Annotated in this window: 15 protein-coding genes; 5 read left to right on the forward strand and 10 right to left on the reverse strand. The window is 66.0% G+C overall.

Annotation, left to right across the window (positions count from 1 at the left end):
- Positions 1–49: 49 nt before the first annotated feature.
- Entirely contained in the window at positions 50–2,845 is a 2,796-nt protein-coding gene (locus tag HMPREF0043_RS09535; protein ID WP_084432547.1) for a dolichyl-phosphate-mannose--protein mannosyltransferase, read from the reverse strand.
- 74 nt (positions 2,846–2,919) lie between these two features.
- Here HMPREF0043_RS09535 and rsmI point away from each other — a divergent pair, with 74 nt between their 5' ends.
- Entirely contained in the window at positions 2,920–3,792 is an 873-nt protein-coding gene (gene rsmI / locus HMPREF0043_RS09540) for a 16S rRNA (cytidine(1402)-2'-O)-methyltransferase (RefSeq protein ID WP_021602863.1), read from the forward strand.
- Between the two features lie 156 nt (positions 3,793–3,948).
- Positions 3,949–4,818, forward strand: coding sequence for a hypothetical protein (locus HMPREF0043_RS09545; protein ID WP_021602864.1), 870 nt, complete (start codon positions 3,949–3,951; stop codon positions 4,816–4,818).
- A 158-nt stretch (positions 4,819–4,976) separates the two neighbouring features.
- Here the strand turns inward: HMPREF0043_RS09545 and HMPREF0043_RS09550 are convergent, their stop codons facing one another.
- Positions 4,977–5,258: a DUF1540 domain-containing protein gene (locus HMPREF0043_RS09550; protein WP_021602865.1), complete on the reverse strand. Its 282-nt coding sequence runs from the start codon at positions 5,256–5,258 to the stop codon at positions 4,977–4,979.
- Between the two features lie 341 nt (positions 5,259–5,599).
- Positions 5,600–6,487 carry a Cof-type HAD-IIB family hydrolase gene (locus HMPREF0043_RS09555; RefSeq protein WP_040318281.1) on the reverse strand — a complete coding sequence of 296 codons (888 nt, stop codon included), beginning with the start codon at positions 6,485–6,487 and terminating at the stop codon, positions 5,600–5,602.
- 645 nt (positions 6,488–7,132) lie between these two features.
- Here HMPREF0043_RS09555 and HMPREF0043_RS09560 point away from each other — a divergent pair.
- Entirely contained in the window at positions 7,133–9,172 is a 2,040-nt protein-coding gene (locus tag HMPREF0043_RS09560) for an SIP domain-containing protein (RefSeq protein ID WP_021602868.1), read from the forward strand.
- A gap of 231 nt (positions 9,173–9,403) precedes the next feature.
- Here the strand turns inward: HMPREF0043_RS09560 and HMPREF0043_RS09565 are convergent, their stop codons facing one another.
- The 6 genes from HMPREF0043_RS09565 to HMPREF0043_RS11275 all read right to left on the reverse strand — a co-directional run bounded on the left by HMPREF0043_RS09565 (position 9,404) and on the right by HMPREF0043_RS11275 (position 14,362).
- Positions 9,404–10,372: an isochorismatase family protein gene (locus HMPREF0043_RS09565; RefSeq protein ID WP_021602869.1), complete on the reverse strand. Its 969-nt coding sequence runs from the start codon at positions 10,370–10,372 to the stop codon at positions 9,404–9,406.
- Positions 10,373–10,558: 186 nt separating this feature from the next.
- A complete protein-coding gene (locus tag HMPREF0043_RS09570; RefSeq protein WP_156897583.1) occupies positions 10,559–10,798 on the reverse strand; it encodes a hypothetical protein in 240 nt (79 codons plus the stop codon).
- Positions 10,799–10,887: 89 nt separating this feature from the next.
- Complete coding sequence (locus tag HMPREF0043_RS11265) at positions 10,888–11,574, reverse strand: LppA family lipoprotein (RefSeq protein WP_156897584.1); 687 nt, start codon at positions 11,572–11,574, stop codon at positions 10,888–10,890.
- A gap of 349 nt (positions 11,575–11,923) precedes the next feature.
- On the reverse strand, positions 11,924–12,592 hold the full coding sequence (locus HMPREF0043_RS11270; RefSeq protein WP_156897585.1) for a hypothetical protein: 669 nt from the start codon (positions 12,590–12,592) through the stop codon (positions 11,924–11,926).
- Positions 12,593–12,652: 60 nt separating this feature from the next.
- Positions 12,653–13,456 (reverse strand): alpha/beta hydrolase, encoded by an 804-nt coding sequence (locus HMPREF0043_RS10860; protein ID WP_084432549.1) that lies wholly within the window; start codon positions 13,454–13,456, stop codon positions 12,653–12,655.
- A gap of 30 nt (positions 13,457–13,486) precedes the next feature.
- On the reverse strand, positions 13,487–14,362 hold the full coding sequence (locus tag HMPREF0043_RS11275; RefSeq protein ID WP_021602875.1) for a hypothetical protein: 876 nt from the start codon (positions 14,360–14,362) through the stop codon (positions 13,487–13,489).
- Positions 14,363–14,600: 238 nt separating this feature from the next.
- Here HMPREF0043_RS11275 and metG point away from each other — a divergent pair, with 238 nt between their 5' ends.
- Positions 14,601–16,409, forward strand: a complete 1,809-nt coding sequence (gene metG / locus HMPREF0043_RS09575; protein WP_021602876.1) for a methionine--tRNA ligase — start codon at positions 14,601–14,603, stop codon at positions 16,407–16,409.
- Between the two features lie 125 nt (positions 16,410–16,534).
- Positions 16,535–17,593 carry a TatD family hydrolase gene (locus HMPREF0043_RS09580; RefSeq protein WP_021602878.1) on the forward strand — a complete coding sequence of 353 codons (1,059 nt, stop codon included), beginning with the start codon at positions 16,535–16,537 and terminating at the stop codon, positions 17,591–17,593.
- Between the two features lie 237 nt (positions 17,594–17,830).
- Here the strand turns inward: HMPREF0043_RS09580 and HMPREF0043_RS09585 are convergent, their stop codons facing one another.
- Positions 17,831–18,604 (reverse strand): hypothetical protein, encoded by a 774-nt coding sequence (locus tag HMPREF0043_RS09585; RefSeq protein WP_021602880.1) that lies wholly within the window; start codon positions 18,602–18,604, stop codon positions 17,831–17,833.
- Positions 18,605–18,683: the final 79 nt, after the last annotated feature.

Consider the following 18,683-nt stretch of genomic DNA (forward strand, 5'->3'; position numbering starts at 1 on the left):
GGCTCGGGGCGGGAAAGGCGGTGGAAGGCTCCGAGGGCGGCCGTAGAGCCTAGATCCAGCTTCCGAACCACATGTGGAGCCGCCAGAAGTCGTAGGTGATGGTGCGCCCCGTCCACAGCGGATACCAGAAAACGGCGGCGGCGACGATGACGCCCGTGACCACTCCGAGCACGATCCACGACGCCAGCCGCGGTTTCCTCGGCATCCACCATGCGGAGCCGCCTGCCTCCTCTTCCGCGCCAGTCTGGCCGCCGAGGGCTTGAGAAGCGGGCACAGGGGGAGGGAAACCGCTGGGTGCGGAGAGCTGGAGACTGCCGGGCGTGGCGACGGGCGAGCTTCCAGGCACGGGGGCCTGTGGGAAGGCTGACTCCGCAGGGATGGGATCGGCCGCGGCGCCTTCGGGCACGGAGGTTTGCGGGTCGCCGGATGCGGGAGCCGGCAGGTGACTCGGGGCAGGGACCTGGAAATCGCCGGGAACCGGCGGGTCACTCGGCGACGAAGCCTCGGCCCGGTCGCCCGCTGACTGGAATGGCCCTTCGGCTTCCCTCCTCTCCGCTTGCCTCGTTTCCCCCTCTTCTGCGGGAGCGGACTCCTTCGATTCTTCTGCGGGAGCGGACGCGGACTCCTCTTCAGGAGCGGACGAGGAAGCCTCGTCAGACGCCGGCTCGACATCCTCTCCCTCAGATCCCTCGGAGGTCTGCCCTTCGAAGGCCTCCTCTTCTCCCTCGGATGCCTCCGCGGCAGCCTGGACGGCGGAGGATTCGCCGGCCAGCGCCTCGAACGACGGAGAGGGAGGCGGCGGTGTCTGCGAGGCCTGTGACGACGCGGCTTCCGGCTCGGGAGTGGAGTCGGACTGGGGAGCCGAGCTGTTGCCGTTCGGGCCGTCGTCGAAGAGGTTGTCGAGGAAACGATGGAAATTGGGGAAACGCCTGGTGAATCCCGAGTCGTCGGTGGGGTCTCCCATGGTGTGCTCCAAGAGCTCGGGAGCGTGATCGGCCGGGCCCGGCGGCACGGCGTTTTCCCGCGTGCGGCCCGGCTGCTCCCTCGTGGGCTCCTTCTGCCGCGCCAGCTCTCTGGAGTCTTGCCGCGCCAGCTCTTTGGAGGCGACCCGCAGCGGCTCGGGGACGAAGGAGGCCGCGCCCTTGAGGGCCGACTGCGGCTGCAGACGCGTTCGCGCCGGCCCGAGGAGTTGGGATGCTGCCGCCACGCCGAACGTCAGCGCGAGCACGGTGTAGGGGAGGAAGGCGACGGCGTAGAACTGGAAGATCGTCCGATTCGTGTAGAGAAGCCAAGGCATCCACAGCCCGGCGTACCCGGCGAGTATGGCCCAGGACCGCCAATCGGCCCGGAATATCGCGGCGATGAGAACGATGACCAGGCCGACGATCGCCAACCACCAGACACCGACGTTGCCGATGGACGTGATGGCCTGAACGCACTTGGATGCGCCGCAGGTGCGGGGAGCGCCTTTCTCCTCCCAGTAGAAATTGACGGGACGCCCCTGGAAGATCCACTCCCACGCCTGCGACTGGTAGGTGTGCGTCTCCGACAGGGAGTGGTGGAACGACCACATGTCCTGGTGGTAGTGGATGAAGGAGTTGACGATGTCGGGGGCCCACGAGAGCGGCAGATCCTCTCCCGTCTTCCTGGCCTCGGCGACCCAGTTGCGCCCCCACGAATGCGGGTTGAGGAACCAGGAGGTCCATCCTGCCAGATAGGCGACGAGCGCGACGGGCACCAGCTGGATGAATGCGGGGATGCCGTCGCGGAAGGTCGCCCCGCCGAACCACAGCGGGACTCCGGCGATCTTGCGGGATACGGCCCCCAAAGCCAGCGTGAGGAGGCCGAAGACCGCGAGCGCGTAGATCCCCGACCACTTCACGGCGCACGTCAGGCCGAGCAGGACTCCGGCCAGGACCAGCCACGGGCGCGCGAAGTGGCCGGGCCCCCACGGGTCGACCGTCGGCAGGGCGCGTCCGTCGAAACGACCCGAGGCGATGACCGTCCGCGTGTGCTCGGTGTCCCTGAACCGGCCGTGCGCCACCCTGTGGGCGAGTTGCCCGGCGTGTCGTTCTCGGTCCATGAGAATGGCCCAGAATCCCATAAGCGCGAAGAATCCCAGGATGTTGTCGAGGATCCCCGTGCGCGACAGGACGATCCCCATCCCGTCGAGGGCGATCGCGATGCCCGCGAAGCCGGTCAGGATCGGGGAGCGGAACATGCGCATGGCTATACGGGCGACGAGGATCACCGTGAGCACGCCGATGAAGGCTGTGGAGAAGCGCCAGCCCACCCCGTTGTCGGTTCCGAACAGGCGCTGCCCGATCGCCATGATCCACTTGCCGAACGGGGGGTGGACGACTCTGTCGGGATCGCTCGTGAGCACTGAATAGTCGCCCTTGACGAAGAGGTCGTTGGTCTTGTCGCCGCCCGTCCATCGGCCCTCGTATCCTCTGGTCAGGAGTGAGAACGCCCCTTTGACGTAATAGGTTTCGTCGAAGACGATGGCCCGCGGATGATTGAGGTTCCAGAAGCGGGCGACGAAGGCGATGACCGCCGCGATAGCGGTGGCGATCCAGCCGCGCCGCCGGATCCGCACGGGCAATTTGACGCCCTTGGGCAGCAGCCCGAGTCTTCCGCGCAGGGTCTCCTCGTAGACGTCGGCCTGCGCCTCGGACAGCTGGAGGGAAGGTCTGTCCTTCCGCCGCCGGGTGCGTGATGGCGAGGCTTGTGCGAGCGTCGGACCGCCATTCGCGAGAGAGCGCTCGGGCGTATCCGCGAGGCCGGCGGCGCTGGCGTTTCCGGGAACGGTCAATGGATCCGGGTTTTGCTGGTTGCCACTCACGGGGGCGAGTCTACCTGCCGAATGCGGGTTGCTGCCTTCGGACGCCGTGGGCAGTAGTCTGGCATAGTGGGATTATGCACCCGCGGATCGTTCTCGCCGCCACTCCCATCGGCAACGACGACGACGCCTCGCCGCGCTTGAGGGAGGAACTCGAGAAGGCCGACGTGATAGCCGCCGAGGACACGCGTCGCCTTCGCGCCCTGGCCGGCCGCCTCGGCTTGAGCCTGCGAGGCAGGGTCCTCTCCTATCACGAGCACAACGAGGATCAGCGGGTCCCCTACCTTCTGGAACTGGCCGCGACGGGGCGGAAGGTGATCGTCGTCACGGACGCGGGAATGCCCTCGGTGTCGGATCCGGGGTACAGGCTCGTCGTTAGAGCCGCCGAAGCGGGAATCGCCGTGACGGTGGTTCCCGGACCGTCGGCCGTGCTGACGGCTCTCGTGGCTTCCGGCCTGGCCAGCGACCGCTTCTGCTTCGAAGGATTCCTCCCCCGCAGACCCGGCGACCTCCGCCGGGCGATCGGGGAGCTGGTCGGGGAGACCCGGACGATGGTCTTCTTCGAGTCGCCCCGGCGACTGGGCGCCTCCCTGCGGGCGCTGCGCGAGGGCCTCGGCTCCGCACGCCGCGCCTGCGTATGCAGGGAGCTCACGAAAACCCACGAGGATGTCGTGCGAGGCACCCTGGGAGAGCTCGCCGAACGCTTCGACGGCGAAGTCCTCGGGGAGGTCGTCGTGGTCGTCGCAGGCGGGCGGCGGCCGGAAGCGGACGCCGACGCCGCTGCGGCTGAGGTCCTCGCCCTGGCCGACGCCGGACTCCGCCTCAAAGACGCCGCTGCGCATGTGGCCGGACGGACCGGCACGCGAACCAAAGACCTCTACGAGGCCGCCGTGCGGAGAAGGGACGTTCGGGATGCCGAGGCTTCGGGTGCGCGCGGCCGGCCGCGCTGACGGGCGGCTGCGGTGGCGCGGCCGGCCGCCTTGTGCGGCATGAGGAGGCGAACCGCATGAGGGCCGCTTGCGGTCGATTCGCCGCAGGGACTTCACAAAGACGGTTCAGTGAGGATACCCTAACCGCATTGGACCTATACGTGGAGGGCATCGACTGTGAACCCTGATCTATCGCTCTACCCCAATCGCGAGGCGATCGCGGCCCAGACCTGGCAGGCGCGCAGCCGTTCCTGCGTCCACCGTCTGCTGGCCGGCGCGGGGCAGGCGGGTCTCGTCGCGTATCGAGAGGATCCCATGCTGACGCTCGCCGCGCTCGCCCATGGGCTGACCTCCGAAGGCGAAATAGTCGTCGCGACCGCGGAAGGCGAACTGAGCGAACACCTGGCCCCCGGGGAGGCGAGGGGCATGGACGCCCGGTTGTCCATAGAGAAGGAGGCCCCCGATCCGGCGATTCAGATCGTCGCTTCGGCCGCGCACGCGCTCGGAAGGCTCGAATGGCTCGGCGCCGCCGAGACCGCCGAGCTCCTGGTGTCCGGCAGCCTGCCGGAGCGGGTCGCCGAGGTAGCCGTCGCGCCCGGAGGCCGGCTCGCCCGCTACTCCACCGGTAGAATCCTCCTGCACGACGCCGCCGGCGTCACCCCGGTGATGTTCGACGACGTCCGCGAACAGCACGGCATGGCGATGTGGCAGGCCGAATCGGGGGCCGACCTCTACGAGGCGCCTGGCGGCGAACTGCTCGCGATGGACATCTTGAACGGGCATCCGCCGTGCAGGCTGGACTCGCTCTTCGGCAGAGTCCTCGGGGGAGCGGTCCCAGGGGCGCTGCTGTCCCGCCAGGCCGTTCGGATGGGATGCGAGCACATGACGGCGGCGGTTCTATGCCTCGACGTGGACAGGACCGGGCTCACCCTGATGAAGGTCAGCCACGACGACGCCACCACGGCGTACGTCCCCTTCGAACGGCCCGTGGCGTCCGGCGCGCAACTGGCCCTCGAACTGTCCGCGCTGTTCGACGCCGGAGGGTGAGGCTCCGCGCCCGGCAGCGGGCTTCCGGCCCCGGCCGGATGGAAGAGCTCCGGCGTGCAAGTGCGGACTCGCGCCGGAATCGACGACGTGGGCCCCGAATCGGGGCCCACGTTTCGCGGGATGCCGTCCCACGGCCCGACGGCCGGGCGGCGCTCCCGTCAGCGAGCGGTGAACGAGGCGCACTCGGCCGTGTCGCCGGCGACATCGATGGCCGGCGCGGTGCACAGCAGATCCTTGTTGTGCACGCACTCCAGGCGCTGGCACGCGCCGACGCGGCCATTGGCGACCGGAAGGCCGCCGCGGGCGTCGAGCTTGACGAAAGTGGCGCAGGTCGGCCTGGCGCCGGTGCCGCCGATGGTGACGGCCAAGGCCGTGCAGCCTCCGTTGTTGTAGGCGCAGGCGGTGGTCGCACACGTCGAGACGAGAGTTTGGTTGGTCATGATGGAAACCTCCGTGCGATGGATGCGTATTCGATGATGGTCTGGGGCGGAGCCGCGAGCCGCGCTCCGAATGTCATACAGCCACGGTATGCCCGAATGGATGGCCAGTATAGGAAGGCAGGCAGGCCTGACTCCGCGGCGGCCCTTCGATGTGAGGACGGCCTTATCGGCAGCGATCCGCGCGGGTGCGCGCTTTGCCGGAGACGTTGCGAAAATGGCGGGATTTGTGCGCGGAACGTGTTTCGTTAAAGGTCACAACGTCGGGACTTTTCCTTGAGGCCGCGCGGATAATTGAGCACCGGACGGCTTGCGTAATGTGCGGGCCGCGGGCCTTGCGAAAATCATCCCCGCGCGAGCAGCCTGCCGATTGCGTCGACCACGTCCTGGCCGCACGAGGGGATGCGGCACTGCGCGACGGCGAGGATCTGCGGGTGGGCGTCGGCCACGGCGAAGGAACGTCCGGCCGCTTGGAGCATCTCCATGTCGTTGAGGTAGTCGCCGAAGGCGGCCGTCTGCTCCGGCGGGACGGCGAGCCGGTCCTGCAGCCTGCGCAGGGCCGCGCCCTTATTCGTCCCCTTCGCCGCGATGTCCAGCCAGTACCGGCCCGACGTCGCCGCGTGGTGGCTGCCCGCCAGATCGGCGATGAGGGGCTCTGCGAACCTCGTGACGCTCTCGGGATCGAAGAGGGCGAGTTTGAGGACTTCGTCGTCGAAGTCGAGCAAGTCGGGCAGGATCTCCAGACGCGAATAGTACTTGCGGCACTCGGCCAGGAAAGCTTCGTCGGCGCATTCGACGTAGGCGCAGCGCTTCCCGCTGACCGTCAGGACGAGCTGCCTGCGGCCGGCGGCCCGGACCCTGTGGACGAGATCCACGGCCACGTCCCGTTCCAGCGTGGTGGAGTGCAGCTCCTGATCGTCGAGGACGACGTAGCTGCCGTTGTCGGCGATGATCGGCATCCCGTCGATCGCCCGCTCGAACATCCGCGCCAGCCTGGCGTGCTGCCGCCCGCTGGCGGGGACGAACACCACGCCGCGTTCGCGCATCCGATCCAGCAGCGGCCATAACCCCTCGGGGATGCGACCGCCGGAGTCGAGCAGGGTCCCGTCCATGTCGGCGACGACCAGCCGCACGCCGGGCCGGCGCGCATCTGGCCGGGGATCCGGCTGGGGCGGGGTGACGGCGTCCTGCGCCGGCGGCCTGCGAGCGGACGGTGGAGGCGTTGTCGTCATCGAGGTACTCCGTTCTTCGACGCTCAGCCTATCGGATCTTTCCGTCCTATCGCGCCGCCGATGCCCATGCCTGCGATGCCCGCCGCAGGCGTGGGCGCCTCGCCTCGGCGCTCCGCAACGCGAAGGGCGGGAGACGATCCACGTGTCGTCTCCCGCCCGCCACCGGAAACCGGGCGATGAAGGGAAGCCGCCCGGACGGCGGTGCGTCCGTTCGTCGTGCACGTATCACCCCCTTCGGCCGCCCCCGCGGGCGGAGAGATGGCGGACACGGTCACGTACACACATGGGCTCACCCTATCGGCGTGTCCGCTTCATTCGGTTGACGACCACCATGGAACCTCCCCGACCTTGAGCGGGCCTGTGGCGAGCCTGAGAAAGTCCGGAACACTCGGGCCGGAATCGGCGAAGTCTCGCCCTCCCGATCCGCAGCGCAACGTCTCAATCTGCGGCCTCTATTGTGTTCCGAGCTCGACACTGCAAGACTCGATTCGGGTTCCACCTGCGCCGTACAGCCGATCCGAAGCGCCCTCGAACCCAGCACGGCTTCTGCCCCGCCGTACCCGGCTCCCCAAGCGCTCTCCGACCCGCGCCCGACGCGTCAGGCCGACGCCCCGCCCGCTATCCAGATAATCGAAAGGACCCGCAATGGCCCGCCTGCGCCGCTCCATCGACGCCTACGGCATCACGACACGGACCCTGGAAGTCCTGCGCGTGGCCGACGTGACCCCGGGGATGAGACGAGTGACGATGGGCGGCCCCCAGCTCGCCGCGCACATCGCCCCGAACGGCAATCCCGTGGCGGCATTCCGCTCCGACGGATTCGACGACGCGATCGAGGTCGTCCTCGACCGGCCCGATCAGCCCGGGACCGACCGGCCCACCCAGGGCAGAGGCGTCGTCCGCTGGCCCCGCGACGGCGCGCACATCCTCTCCAGGGCCTACACTGTGCGCCGGTGGGATGCCGAAGCCGGGGAGATCGACGTCGACGTCGTTCGCCGCGTTGGCGGGCCCGGAACCGCGTGGGTGCAGCGCGTGCGCCCGGGAGACGAGATCCAGATCGTCGGGCCGAAGGCCTCGGCCGGCCACCCCGAAGGCGTCGCGTGGACCCTGGCCGCCGGAGACGAAACAGCCCTGCCCGCCATCGGACGCTGGCTGGAGGAATGGCCGGAGGGCGCTCGCGGACGGGTCTTCGTGGAGATCGGGGAGGACTCGCACCGCCAGGACCTGCCCATCCCCGAAGGCGTCGAACTGACGTGGCTCAGCAGGCGAGGAGCCGCGCCCGGCACCGCCCCGCTGCTCCTCGACGCCATCCGCTCCGCCGAATGGTGGGACGGGACGCCGTACGTCTGGGTCGCCGGCGAAGCCGCCGCCCTCGCGTCGATCCGCAGATGGCTGCGCAACGACGCCGGACTGCCCCGGGACTGCGTCGAAGTGTCGCGATACTGGCGACGCTCCGCATCCGAAGGGGAATCGGATCGGGGCGCACAGACCCGAGGCCGGTCCGGGACGCTGGGCCAGCCCGGCGTGTGGGGCCCGGATGCGGCGAACGGCCGACTCGAAGCCATCTACCGCAAGGCCGACATCTTCCCAGGCTTCGCCCTGCGCGTGGCAGCCACCATCGGACTGGCCGACGCGCTCGCGGACGGCCCGCGAACCGCCCGCCAGATCGCCGAACGGCTGGGCATCGACAGGGCCGGGGCGCCCAAGCTCCTGCGCTATCTCGAGAGCATCGGGATCGTGAAGGCAAGGCCGGGAGGGGCAGTCGAGGCGGGAGCCGCGGACGGGACGGAGACGACCGGCACCTCGGACGCCGCGCCGGGCATGGTCGCCTACACTCTGACGGAGCTGGGCCGCGAACTGGAGGACGAACGAATCGCCGAGGCACTGGGCCTGAGCAATCCGGATGTGGTCAAGGAGATCGGCGGCATGCTCTCCCTGGCCCCCGCCGTGGCGGGCAAGCGCAGCGACGATGACGTCGAACACTGGTTCAGCGCGCCCTTCAGCGACGGCGCCAAGCATCACCCCGGGATCTTGGCCGAGAAAGTCGCTCAGGAGGCCGAGCAGGCCTCCTACAACGCCGGCTCCCTGGCAGCCGATCCCGTCTTCGAAGGCGACTCGTACGTCATCGTCGGGGGAACGGGAGGGATCGAATACGCCACGGCCCTCGTCGAGGTGTACGAGGACATGCTGGTGGTCGTCATGGTGTCGGAGTACGAACAGGACGAAAAGCAGCGCAGCGGATCCCACCCGCGCATCGTCTTCGTGGACGACCCCGTGGAGGCCGTCAAAGCGGTGTTCACGCATTCGATGCTGACAACCGGCGAGCCGTCGAAACCGGACGCGATCTTCTTCACGAACCTCAGCTCGCCGAACGACGACGAGTCGCTCGCGATGGTCCTGGGCTCGGCCGCCTCCACCCTGGCCGAGGGCGGCCATCTGCTCCTCCTCGAAGACGTGCTCGACCCGACCGCCGCCACCGGCTGCGACTACGAGGCCGACCTCGTCGAATTCTCCCTGGGCGGCGGGGGCATCCGCACAGACGACGAATTCCTCGCGGTCTTCCAGCAGGCGGGCCTCAGACTCCGGGGCCGCCACGCGATCGGGTGGGGGCGCACGCTCTTCGAACTGGAGCACGTGAAGAAACCGGACCGATCCGAGGAACCCGACCAGACCGCGGACGCATGATCCGGCGGGCCCGCGCGGCCTGCAGTCGCGGCTCCGCTCGACTGGGGTCCGGCAGGCGAGATCGGCTTCGAGACGATGGACACGCGGCTCCACTCGGCTGAGCTCGGCAGGCGAGACCCACCGGGCTGACGACTCGCCGGCGACGGACGCCCAGACTCCTCAGGGAGGACTGGGCTACTCAGAGAGGACCGGGCTACTCAGGCGGACTATCTCTCAGGCTGCCCAGGCCCGTTAGGCCGGAGGCCGGCGGCTGCCCGGAGCCCCAGGGTCGAAGTCGATGTCGGAGAAGTCGAAGTCCGCCTCGTCGACCTCGTCGGAGAAGTCGACGTCCTCCTCAAGGTCGTCGAGCTCCTCCAGGACGTCGAGCTCCTCGAGCAGGTCGTCGGCGTCCAGGTCGGCCAAACCGTCGACATCCGCGAAGAGGCCGGCGGCGCCCGCCTCGCCTCCGCTTGGGACGTCCAGGTTGTCGTCTAAGCCGTCGAAGTCATCCAGGTTATCGTAGTCGTCAAGGTCGCCGAGGTCGTCCAGTTCGCCCCCAGCGAAGCCGGATCCGTCGCCGTGCGGTTCGTCCGCGAAGTCGCCGGGGATCGGAGCGTCCTCGCCCTCCTCGTAGAATCCGAAGGCCGACGCCGTGGGGATCTGCTCGACTCCCGCCTCGTCCATCTCGCGGCGCGCGTCCTCGCCGGTTTCGGGACTCACGGGGACGGTGAGGTCCGAGAGCACCCGAGTGCGCCAGCCCAGGCGCAGAGCGTCGAGGGCGGTTTCCTTCACGCAGTGGGATTCCGCCAGGCCCACCACGTCGATGGCCTGGATCCCGGCGGCGCGCAGGATCTCCTCGAGGGTTCGCCCCTCCGCGTCCTTTCCCTCGAAGCCGGAGTAGGCCGCCGAGTACTCTCCCTTCTTCACCGAGGCGTCCAGGGGGAGCGAGGCGATCGCCTCGTGCAGTTCGGCCTCGGCCGTTCCCGCCACCCCGTGCTCGGGCCAGGTGTCCACGAAGTCGGGCGTGTCCGAGAAGTGGGAGCCGGGGTTGACGTGCCAGTCCTGGGTGGTGACGAGGAGCTCGTACTCGTCCGCGTTCTCCGTGACGAAATCGGCGATCCGCTCGGCAACGGCATTGCCGCCTTCGACGCCCAGGGCACCGCCTTCGCAGAAGGTGGGCTGAACGTCGACGATGATCAGGGCACGTGTGTCTTCTTCCATGGGATTCCTCCTGCCTGGCGGGTGGAATGTGGTTGAATACCTTGGAAAGATCGTAGCGCGTCCGGTCCGTGGACGCCGCCAGGCCGAGGGCGCCGGCGAGCTCAAACCGGCGGGCCCGGCCGCGCCCTCCTTTCACGCGCCGAGAGTCGATCCCAGGCGGAGTAGCCCGCCCGAGGAACGGGGCCGTCAAAGCGGGCGCATCCGCCGGGCCGCCCCCGTCTTTCCCTTCACCCACTGGGAGACGGATTCCTCGGTCGAGGAGAAGTTCGCCTGTGCCCCCAGCACTCCGCGCTGGTAGATGGCGATCCGCTTGGAGAAGAGCATGCGCATTTCCTCCAGGGCGTCGGCTGCGCGTTCCGCGGGGGCGCCCAGATCGGCGCCTATGAGCTTGTCATTGGAGGAGCGCACTTTTTCGATGCTCGCCATTCTGTGGAGAAGATCAGCCGCGTTCTCACTGGTGAGTTCGAGCTTTCTGGCGGTGGAATCCGAAAAAGACAAGGTTGACATGTTTTCTTCTATTTTCGCGTGTTTTTATGTGATGGTGGCGTGTATGGTTTAGTCTGTTGTTGAGGCAGGGCTGGGAGTGCCGGTGGTGTGTTGGGGTCGGGTGCTTGGTCTGGCCAAATCTCGTGGTCCATGGTGTAGAGCGCGCGGCCTGAGCCGCGGAGCCTCTGGGGGACGACTTCCGCTCCTTCGGGCCAATTCTCGAAGAGCTGCGTCCCCTTCGCACATCCAGAGCCTACTTGTAAGGCGGTAGACTTTTCGAAGCCTAAGCTAATTTCAGCTGCGGTGTTTGGATTGTAGAACGTCACCGAACGTCCTTCGTCAGCGTTTGGATCTTTCTGGGGAGGCTCGAAGCCATAGGGTTTGACGATCTCGTAGACGCGTTTGACGGCGGCCTCCCACTTGTCCTTCCCGAGCGGGGCGGCGGCTCCCAGGGAGTAGGACTCGGCGGTGTAGCCCTCAGGACAGTCAACGGCTGCAGTGCGTATTTGCTCTCCGCCTTCGAAGCGGGTCCACTCGCCGAGGCCGAACTCCTTGGTGAGAACGTCGTAGAGATAGACCAAGAGAGTCAACGCCTCACGGCGAGCCTGGGCGATGGGAACGGCTCGAGGGCTGTTCGGCGTGGCCCGCTCACCGAAGTACTTTCCACTGTCGTTGCCGCACGCCGTGAACACGATGGTGCCCACGACCAGTGCCACGGCGATGCGCATTCGCTGCGAAAACCCGATACCCGGACTAAAGCGCTTGAATTTTCGATTCCAGGCCGGGTCGCCTCTGAACCGTCCGCCTGCAGAGGCGATCAGGTCTCCCGATGCTCTGCCGATGTGTATCTGCCCAGAGAACATATTGCGCTTACCATTTCTGCTCGTTCCCAAACCAGGAGATCCGACGCCGACCGCTTCGTCGGGAGCCGTTGAACCGCGTAACTCGTTGCTCTAGCGGTAGACCGATGCTCGCCATTCTGTTGAGGAGGTCGGTCGCGTTTTCACTGGTGGAGTCGAGCTTTCTGGCGGTGGAGTCTGAGAAGGATAATGTTGACATTTTTATCTATTTCTGTGTGTGCTTATGTGATGGCGGTGTAGATGGTTTGGTTTGCTGTTGTGACAGGAGTGGGGGTGTTGGTGGTGTGTTGGGGTCGGGTGCTTGGTCTGGCCAAATCTCGTGGTCCATGGTGTAGAGCGCGCGGCCTGAGCCGCGGAGCCTCTGGGGGACGACTTCCGCTCCTTCGGGCCAATTCTCGAAGAGCTGCGTCCCTTTTGCACACCCAGAGCCTACGTCCACGGAAGTTGAATTGTTATAGCCAAGACGAATCTCAGCACCCGTATTGGGATTGTAGTAACTGACTGCCTGACCGTGACTCGGTTCTTCCTTGGGTGGGCCGAAGCCATAGGGTTTGACGATCTCGTAGACGCGTTTGACGGCGGCCTCCCACTTGTCCTTCCCGAGCGGGGCGGCGGCTCCCAGGGAGTAGGACTCGGCGGTGTAGCCCTCAGGACAGTCAAGAGGTTCATCATGTATTTGCTCTCCGCCTTCGAAGCGGGACCACTCGCCGAGGCCGAACTCCTTGGTGAGAACGTCGTAGAGATAGACCAAGAGAGTCAACGCCTCACGGCGAGCCTGGGCGATGGGAACGGCTCGAGGGCTGTTCGGCGTGGCCCGCTCGCCGAAGTACTTTTCACTGTCGTTGCCGCACCCCGCGAACACGATGGTGCCCACGACCAAAGCCGCGACGATGCGCATTCGCTGCGAAAACCCGAAACGCATGAATGTTACCCTTCAGGATCTGGGGGAAGCCATGCCCTTACCGACCAGTATGCTGGCGATATTGTAGGTAGACGTCTTGTTGGGGCTCATGTACTCGGAATGCCCACTGGAGCCTTCGTATATGTGGTTGCCAGGTCCACGCCACCTACCTAGATTGAAGTGCTTGAAAAATGGATTCAAGGACGGATCGTCCCCAAACCAGCTACTGCTTGCGACTATATCTCCCGGCGCACTGCCAATGTATACATGTCCGGGAAACATATTGAGCTTACTACTGCTGTTCGTTCCCAAACCGGGAGATCCGACGCCGATCGCTTCGTCGGGAGCCGTTGAACCACTCAACCCGTTGCCCATAGTAGTGGATCCATAGGAATGGCCTGTTGCAACTAAGTGCGGATCTTTTCTGTGCACGGCTTGTATGCCGTCGTAAAGAGAGGACATATGCTTCCCGCCTTTTTCCGCTTGCTCTTCCGATAATACCGAGTGGGAAGGCGTGTGGATATTATCCCATTGAGGAGCGTCGTAGTCTAATGTGACAATAGCAGCCACACTTTTGCGCTTTATAGGTTTTCCATATTCGTCAAATCGCCTCTGATTTTCTTTGAAATCCTTATCAAGGAGCTTGTTAGATATATCAAGGACATTTTCGGCGTTTTTGGTTTCCTTACCCCATTCTGTGCCTTTTCCGATAATGCTATCAGAGACTGTGGACGTCATTCCCGGGGTGTAAACTATCACATGATCCGCATTGTCTACATCCCCTATGCCGATTGAAGCCTGTAATTGATCCCCACGGTGAAGATAGAAGCTTGTCAGTGAATGCCTTCCATCTGAAGGACCTGAAAATCACTTCAAAAGCGGTTCCAATTTCTTTTCGTCTTTCTTCACCCTTTCCAATTCATTAGCCAGTTCAGCTGCTTTTGACTTCGTTTCAGACGACGGATCGCGAAAGCGATTGCCCTTCTTGTACTCGCTGATGTCCTCTTCGAGCAATCTCCTACGAGAACCCAAACTCTCCTTCATAAGGAGGAGCCTCTTGCGATTCGCTCGATCGCGATCCTTGAACGGTATGCCATCGAGATTGCCAACCCAATCAGGATGATTGTTTATCATATCCTCTTGCTCCTTATGTGAACGTGAAGTCCACCAATCATTGGCTTGCTCAGCGTTCCATTCACCTTTCGGTGCCTGATCAGATTTGGAATGAATAATCGCTTGCTTAGTTGAACTAAGCCAATCAGCTGTGTTTTTCAAACGCTCTATACTTTCATAAACATTTTCCAATGTGGACACAATTTCTTTACTTTTTCTAATGTATAAATCAACTAATATTTCGATTGAAAGTTTTATGGTTTTTCTTTCGCTTTCATCTTGCATGCCATGGTACTCCACTTCTCCTGAATAGCTAATGCTGTATTCTTGTCGGGCAGCACGTGAGGACACTTCCGATGCTTTTCTGGCCACGTCCTCCACTGCGCTGGCGCCGGTGAGAAGGTCATTCCCAGCCTGGGTCATATCGCGGAACAAGTCCGAGGCGTCATCCACCAGGGCGCGACGTTCCCTAGCCTCGGACTCCGCATAGGCTCCTAGAAGGTCCTCGGTGTTGACGCGAGCGAAATCCTCGGCGATCACATCGAATTTCTTTGCGTCCCATCGAAGTTCCTCACCCGCTGCGCGAAGCTCTGAGGCATCCCACTTCAGTATATCTCCGAATTCGAGCATGATTTCACTTTCCTTTTACATGCGAGATGGTGATATCACTCAGTATGGCACGTTCTATGCGCAAAGAACAGGGGTTCTCTGAGAATGGGGAACCGGCGAATGCCCACGCCATCCCCACGGCATCCCGACCTGGGCGGGACCGCGGCCCGCCCGAAATCCGCCTGCCGCCCCGGGCGTGGCTGCGGGTACGCGCGCCTTGAGGTGAACTGCTCCGCCGCGGAGACGTACCCTTGTGTCTATGTCGAACGTTCTCTCAGCAGTTGCGTGGCCCTACGCCAACGGCCCGCGCCACATCGGGCACGTCGCCGGATTCGGCGTCCCCTCCGACGTCTTCTCCCGGTACATGCGGATGCGCGGCGAGGACGTGCTCATGGTCTCCGGCACGGACGAACACGGCACGCCCATCCTCGTGGCGGCCGAAGCCGCCGGCAAGACGCCCAAGCAGCTCGCCGACGAGAACAACCGGATCATCGTCGAGGACCTCGTGGCCCTCGGCCTGTCCTACGACCTGTTCACCCGGACCACCACCGTCAACCACGAGCGCGTGGTCCAGCAGATGTTCGACGTCTGCCGCGACAACGGGTACATGATCGTCCAGCAGCAGAGCGTCGCCATCGACCCGGTCACCGGCAACACCCTGCCTGACCGCTACATCGAGGGGACCTGCCCGATCTGCGGCTCGCCCGGCGCGCGCGGCGACCAGTGCGACACCTGCGGGAACCAACTCGACCCGCAGGACCTCGTCGACCCGATCTCCACGGTCTCCGGGCGGGCGCCGCGCTTCGAGGTCACCGACCACTACTTCCTCGACATCCCCGCGCTGGCCGGGACCCTGGGGGAGTGGCTCGACGGCGTCGAGGCGACCGGCGAATGGCGCCCCAACGTCATCGCCTTCTCCAAACACCTGCTCGAAGACGTGCGCCCGCGGGCCATGAGCCGCGACATCTCCTGGGGGATCCCGATCCCCGGCTGGGAGGACCAGCCCAACAAGCGCCTGTACGTGTGGTTCGACGCCGTCATCGGCTACCTCTCGGCCTCCGTCGAATGGGCGCGCCGCCGCGCCGCCGCCGGGGAGGGAAGCGCCGAGGACTGGCGGCGATGGTGGAACGACCCCGACGCACTCTCCTACTACTTCATGGGCAAGGACAACATCGTCTTCCACTCCCAGATCTGGCCGGCCGAACTGCTCGCCTACAACGGCGAGGGCTCGCACGGCGGAGAGCCGGGCAGCCTGGGAGCCCTCAACCTGCCGACCCAGGTGGTCGCCTCCGAGTTCCTCACAATGGAGGGGAAGAAGTTCTCCTCCTCGAAGAACGTGGTCATCTACGTGCGCGACGTCCTCTCCCGCTACCAGCCCGACGCCCTGCGCTACTTCATCTCGATCGCCGGGCCCGAGAACTCGGACGCCGACTTCACCTGGGCCGAGTTCGTGCGGCGCAACAACTCGGAGCTCGTCGCCGGCTGGGGCAACCTCGTCAACCGCACAGCCGCCATGATCGCCAAGAACTTCGGCGAGATCCCCGCACCCGGGGGCCTCGAGCCCGTCGACGAGGAGCTCCTCGCCGCGGTGCGGGGCGGATTCGACGCGGTCGGCGACCACATCGCCAACCACCGGCAGCGCGCCGCCCTGGCCGAGGCCATGCGGCTGGTGGGCGAGGCGAACGCCTACGTCGCCCGGACCGAGCCCTTCAAACTCAAGGCGCCCGAACAGCGCGAACGCCTGGCGACCGTCCTGCACACCCTCGTCCAGTCGGTGTGGGACCTCAACACGATGATGTCCGTGTTCCTGCCGCACTCCTCGAATGCGATCGACCGCGTACTCGGCGGTCAGGGAGACATCGCCCCCATGCCGCGGCTCGTCGACGTCGACGACCTCGACGGAGGCGACCCGTACCCGATCATCACCGGCGACTACTCGCACGTGCGTCCGTGGGAATCGAGCGCCGTCGTCCCCGGCACGCCGATCGCCAAGCCGCGGCCCGTCTTCGCCAAGCTGGACGAATCCGTTGTGGACGAGGAACTGCAGCGCCTGGGGCTGACGGAGTGACGCCCCGACGCGCCTCGCCCGGCCCCAGCCGGAGGGCCGGTGCGCTGCGAGGAGGCGACGCCCGCGCCCGACGCGCGGAAAACCGCAGGCGCTTGCGAACGGTCCGAAGCGATAGGTAGGGAACCATGACTAGGAAGAAGAGGAGCGTCTACCCCGACGTCCCCGCGCCGCTCGCCCACCCGATCGTCGACGACCACACGCATCTGCCGGTGCCGGGCGACCGAGACTACCCGGCGGCTGTCGACGAAGGCGAAACCGGCCCCGCCGAGACGGAGAGCCCCGCGCGAGCCGGGAAACCGGAGGCCGCGGGAGGCCTGCACGCCCCGGCCGCAGACGCAGGACGGGACGAACGGGACGGAACCGGGCCGCCCGATCCGCCCACCGAGCCGGTCAAGGGCAGCATCCCGTGGCATCTGGCCCGCATGGAGCAGGCGGGAGTCCGGCACGCCGTCACGTGCGGCTGCGAGGTCCCAACGCTCGCCCCGACCGTGGCTCTGGCCGAGGCGCACCCCCGGCTCTCCGCGGCGATAGCGATCCACCCCAACGACGCGCCGCTGCACTGCGGCGTCACCGAGACCGGCCCCGACGGGCTCGCGCACGGCCTGGACCCCTGGCACCGCGACTACTCGCTCGCCGACGCCGTGGCCTTGGTCGAAGAGCTGGCCCGCAGCGAGGCCGTCGTGGCGATAGGGGAGAGCGGACTCGACTACTTCCGCACGGCCGATGCCGGGAAGGCCGCCCAGGAGGAGTCGTTCAAGATGCACGTCGAACTCGCCAAGGCCCTCGACCTTCCACTCCAGATCCACGACCGCGAAGCCCACGCCGACTGCCTGCGCATCCTGACCGAGTGCGGCGCGCCCGACAGGACCGTCTTCCACTGCTTCTCAGGCGACCGCGAGATGGCGGAAGTCTGCGCCGACAACGGCTGGTACGCGAGTTTCGCCGGCCCCCTCACCTACCCGGCCAACGACTCCCTGCGCGAGGCATTCCTCGCCGTGCCCGACCGTCTCGTGCTCGTCGAAACCGACGCCCCCTACCTGACGCCCGCTCCATGGAGAGGCCATCCGAACGCCCCCTACGCAGCCGCCTACACGGCGCGGTTCATGGCGGAGCTGCGGGGACGGGACGAAGCCTCCTGGTGCGAGCAGCTCGAGGCCAACACCCGGGAGGTCTACGGGATCTGAGGCACGGCTTCGGGTGCCGAGGCACCGCCCCGTACGGCCTTGGCTTGCGCCGCCCCGTCCGCCTCTTCCTCCTCCGTGTCCGTGAGCGGAAAGCAGCGGGCGCCGCCGCGCGGCCGACGAACCTCGCACGAGCCGACGGTGCGAAGGCCTGCGCCCACAGGTCCGTGACGGCTTCGCACCGCGGGACTTCCGATAGCCGGCCGTCCGCGCGGTGCGATGAGCGATTGATCGGGTCGGTCACTGGAGGGGTGACTGAAAACCCTGCTGAGAGGCGGGAGGAGCGCCGCTGCTCCCGGGACGGCCGGCCGGCGGCTGCTGACCGGGACCGTAGGGAGAGGCAGGCTGGCCGGGATAGGGTGACTGGCCGGGATAGGGTGACTGGCCGGGTGCGTAGGGCGGCTGGCCGGCGGGCGGTTGCCGGCCGGGGCCGTAGGACGGGGCGGGCGATCCGCCCGGTCCGGGAGCCGCAGCCACCGCGGGCGCCTTGGAAGCCAGCAGCGACAGGAGGATTGCTCCGGCGGCGATCAAGATGCCGCTCAGGGCGTAGAGCCAGTACCCCAGGCCGCGTTCCGCATTCACCGACGGGATTTTGGACAGGCTGCCGACGTCGATGTTGACGACGAAGTTGCGGATGATGACGACGGCGCCGATGCCCACCGCCGTGCCCGCGGAGAGGAGGTACTGCCGACGAAGGTGCTTGCTGAAGAGGAAGACGATTCCTCCCGCCATCGCCACCGCGGTCGCGACGATGGAGAGATTGTAGGGGCCGTGGCCGGCCCTTCCCGCGTCGGCGAGGGAGAGGGAGATGGATTGCCCGTAGCCTTCGACCGTCACCCAGGGCGTGTAGAAGCTGATGAAGGCGATGATCACGCCCGCGGCCGTGATGGAGAGATACAGTAGACGTTTCTTCGGATCGAGGACCACGTAGTCCTTCGAGTTCGACGGCTTCCCCCTGCCAGGGCCCCGCTGCCACCGACTGGAGGCGCCCGCGGGGTTGTGCTGATTGCTCATGGGGAAACTAAAGCACGAACTCCGGAATTATGCGACCGGCGAACAGTTGGAGCATTCCCCATGGCGCATTCGCGATGGA

Origin of the sequence: Actinobaculum sp. oral taxon 183 str. F0552, from assembly GCF_000466165.1 — a bacterium.
In the GTDB taxonomy this organism is placed as follows: domain Bacteria; phylum Actinomycetota; class Actinomycetes; order Actinomycetales; family Actinomycetaceae; genus Peptidiphaga.

Coding starts and splice junctions, on each gene's coding strand:
- HMPREF0043_RS09565 (WP_021602869.1), bottom strand. CDS start 10,372: ATGGAAGAAGACACACGTGCCCTGATCATCGTCGACGTTCAGCCCACC.
- HMPREF0043_RS09585 (WP_021602880.1), bottom strand. CDS start 18,604: ATGAGCAATCAGCACAACCCCGCGGGCGCCTCCAGTCGGTGGCAGCGG.
- HMPREF0043_RS09550 (WP_021602865.1), bottom strand. CDS start 5,258: ATGACCAACCAAACTCTCGTCTCGACGTGTGCGACCACCGCCTGCGCC.
- HMPREF0043_RS09570 (WP_156897583.1), bottom strand. CDS start 10,798: ATGGCGAGCATCGAAAAAGTGCGCTCCTCCAATGACAAGCTCATAGGC.
- HMPREF0043_RS11275 (WP_021602875.1), bottom strand. CDS start 14,362: ATGCTCGAATTCGGAGATATACTGAAGTGGGATGCCTCAGAGCTTCGC.
- metG (WP_021602876.1), top strand. CDS start 14,601: ATGTCGAACGTTCTCTCAGCAGTTGCGTGGCCCTACGCCAACGGCCCG.
- HMPREF0043_RS09580 (WP_021602878.1), top strand. CDS start 16,535: ATGACTAGGAAGAAGAGGAGCGTCTACCCCGACGTCCCCGCGCCGCTC.
- HMPREF0043_RS09555 (WP_040318281.1), bottom strand. CDS start 6,487: ATGACGACAACGCCTCCACCGTCCGCTCGCAGGCCGCCGGCGCAGGAC.
- rsmI (WP_021602863.1), top strand. CDS start 2,920: ATGCACCCGCGGATCGTTCTCGCCGCCACTCCCATCGGCAACGACGAC.
- HMPREF0043_RS09560 (WP_021602868.1), top strand. CDS start 7,133: ATGGCCCGCCTGCGCCGCTCCATCGACGCCTACGGCATCACGACACGG.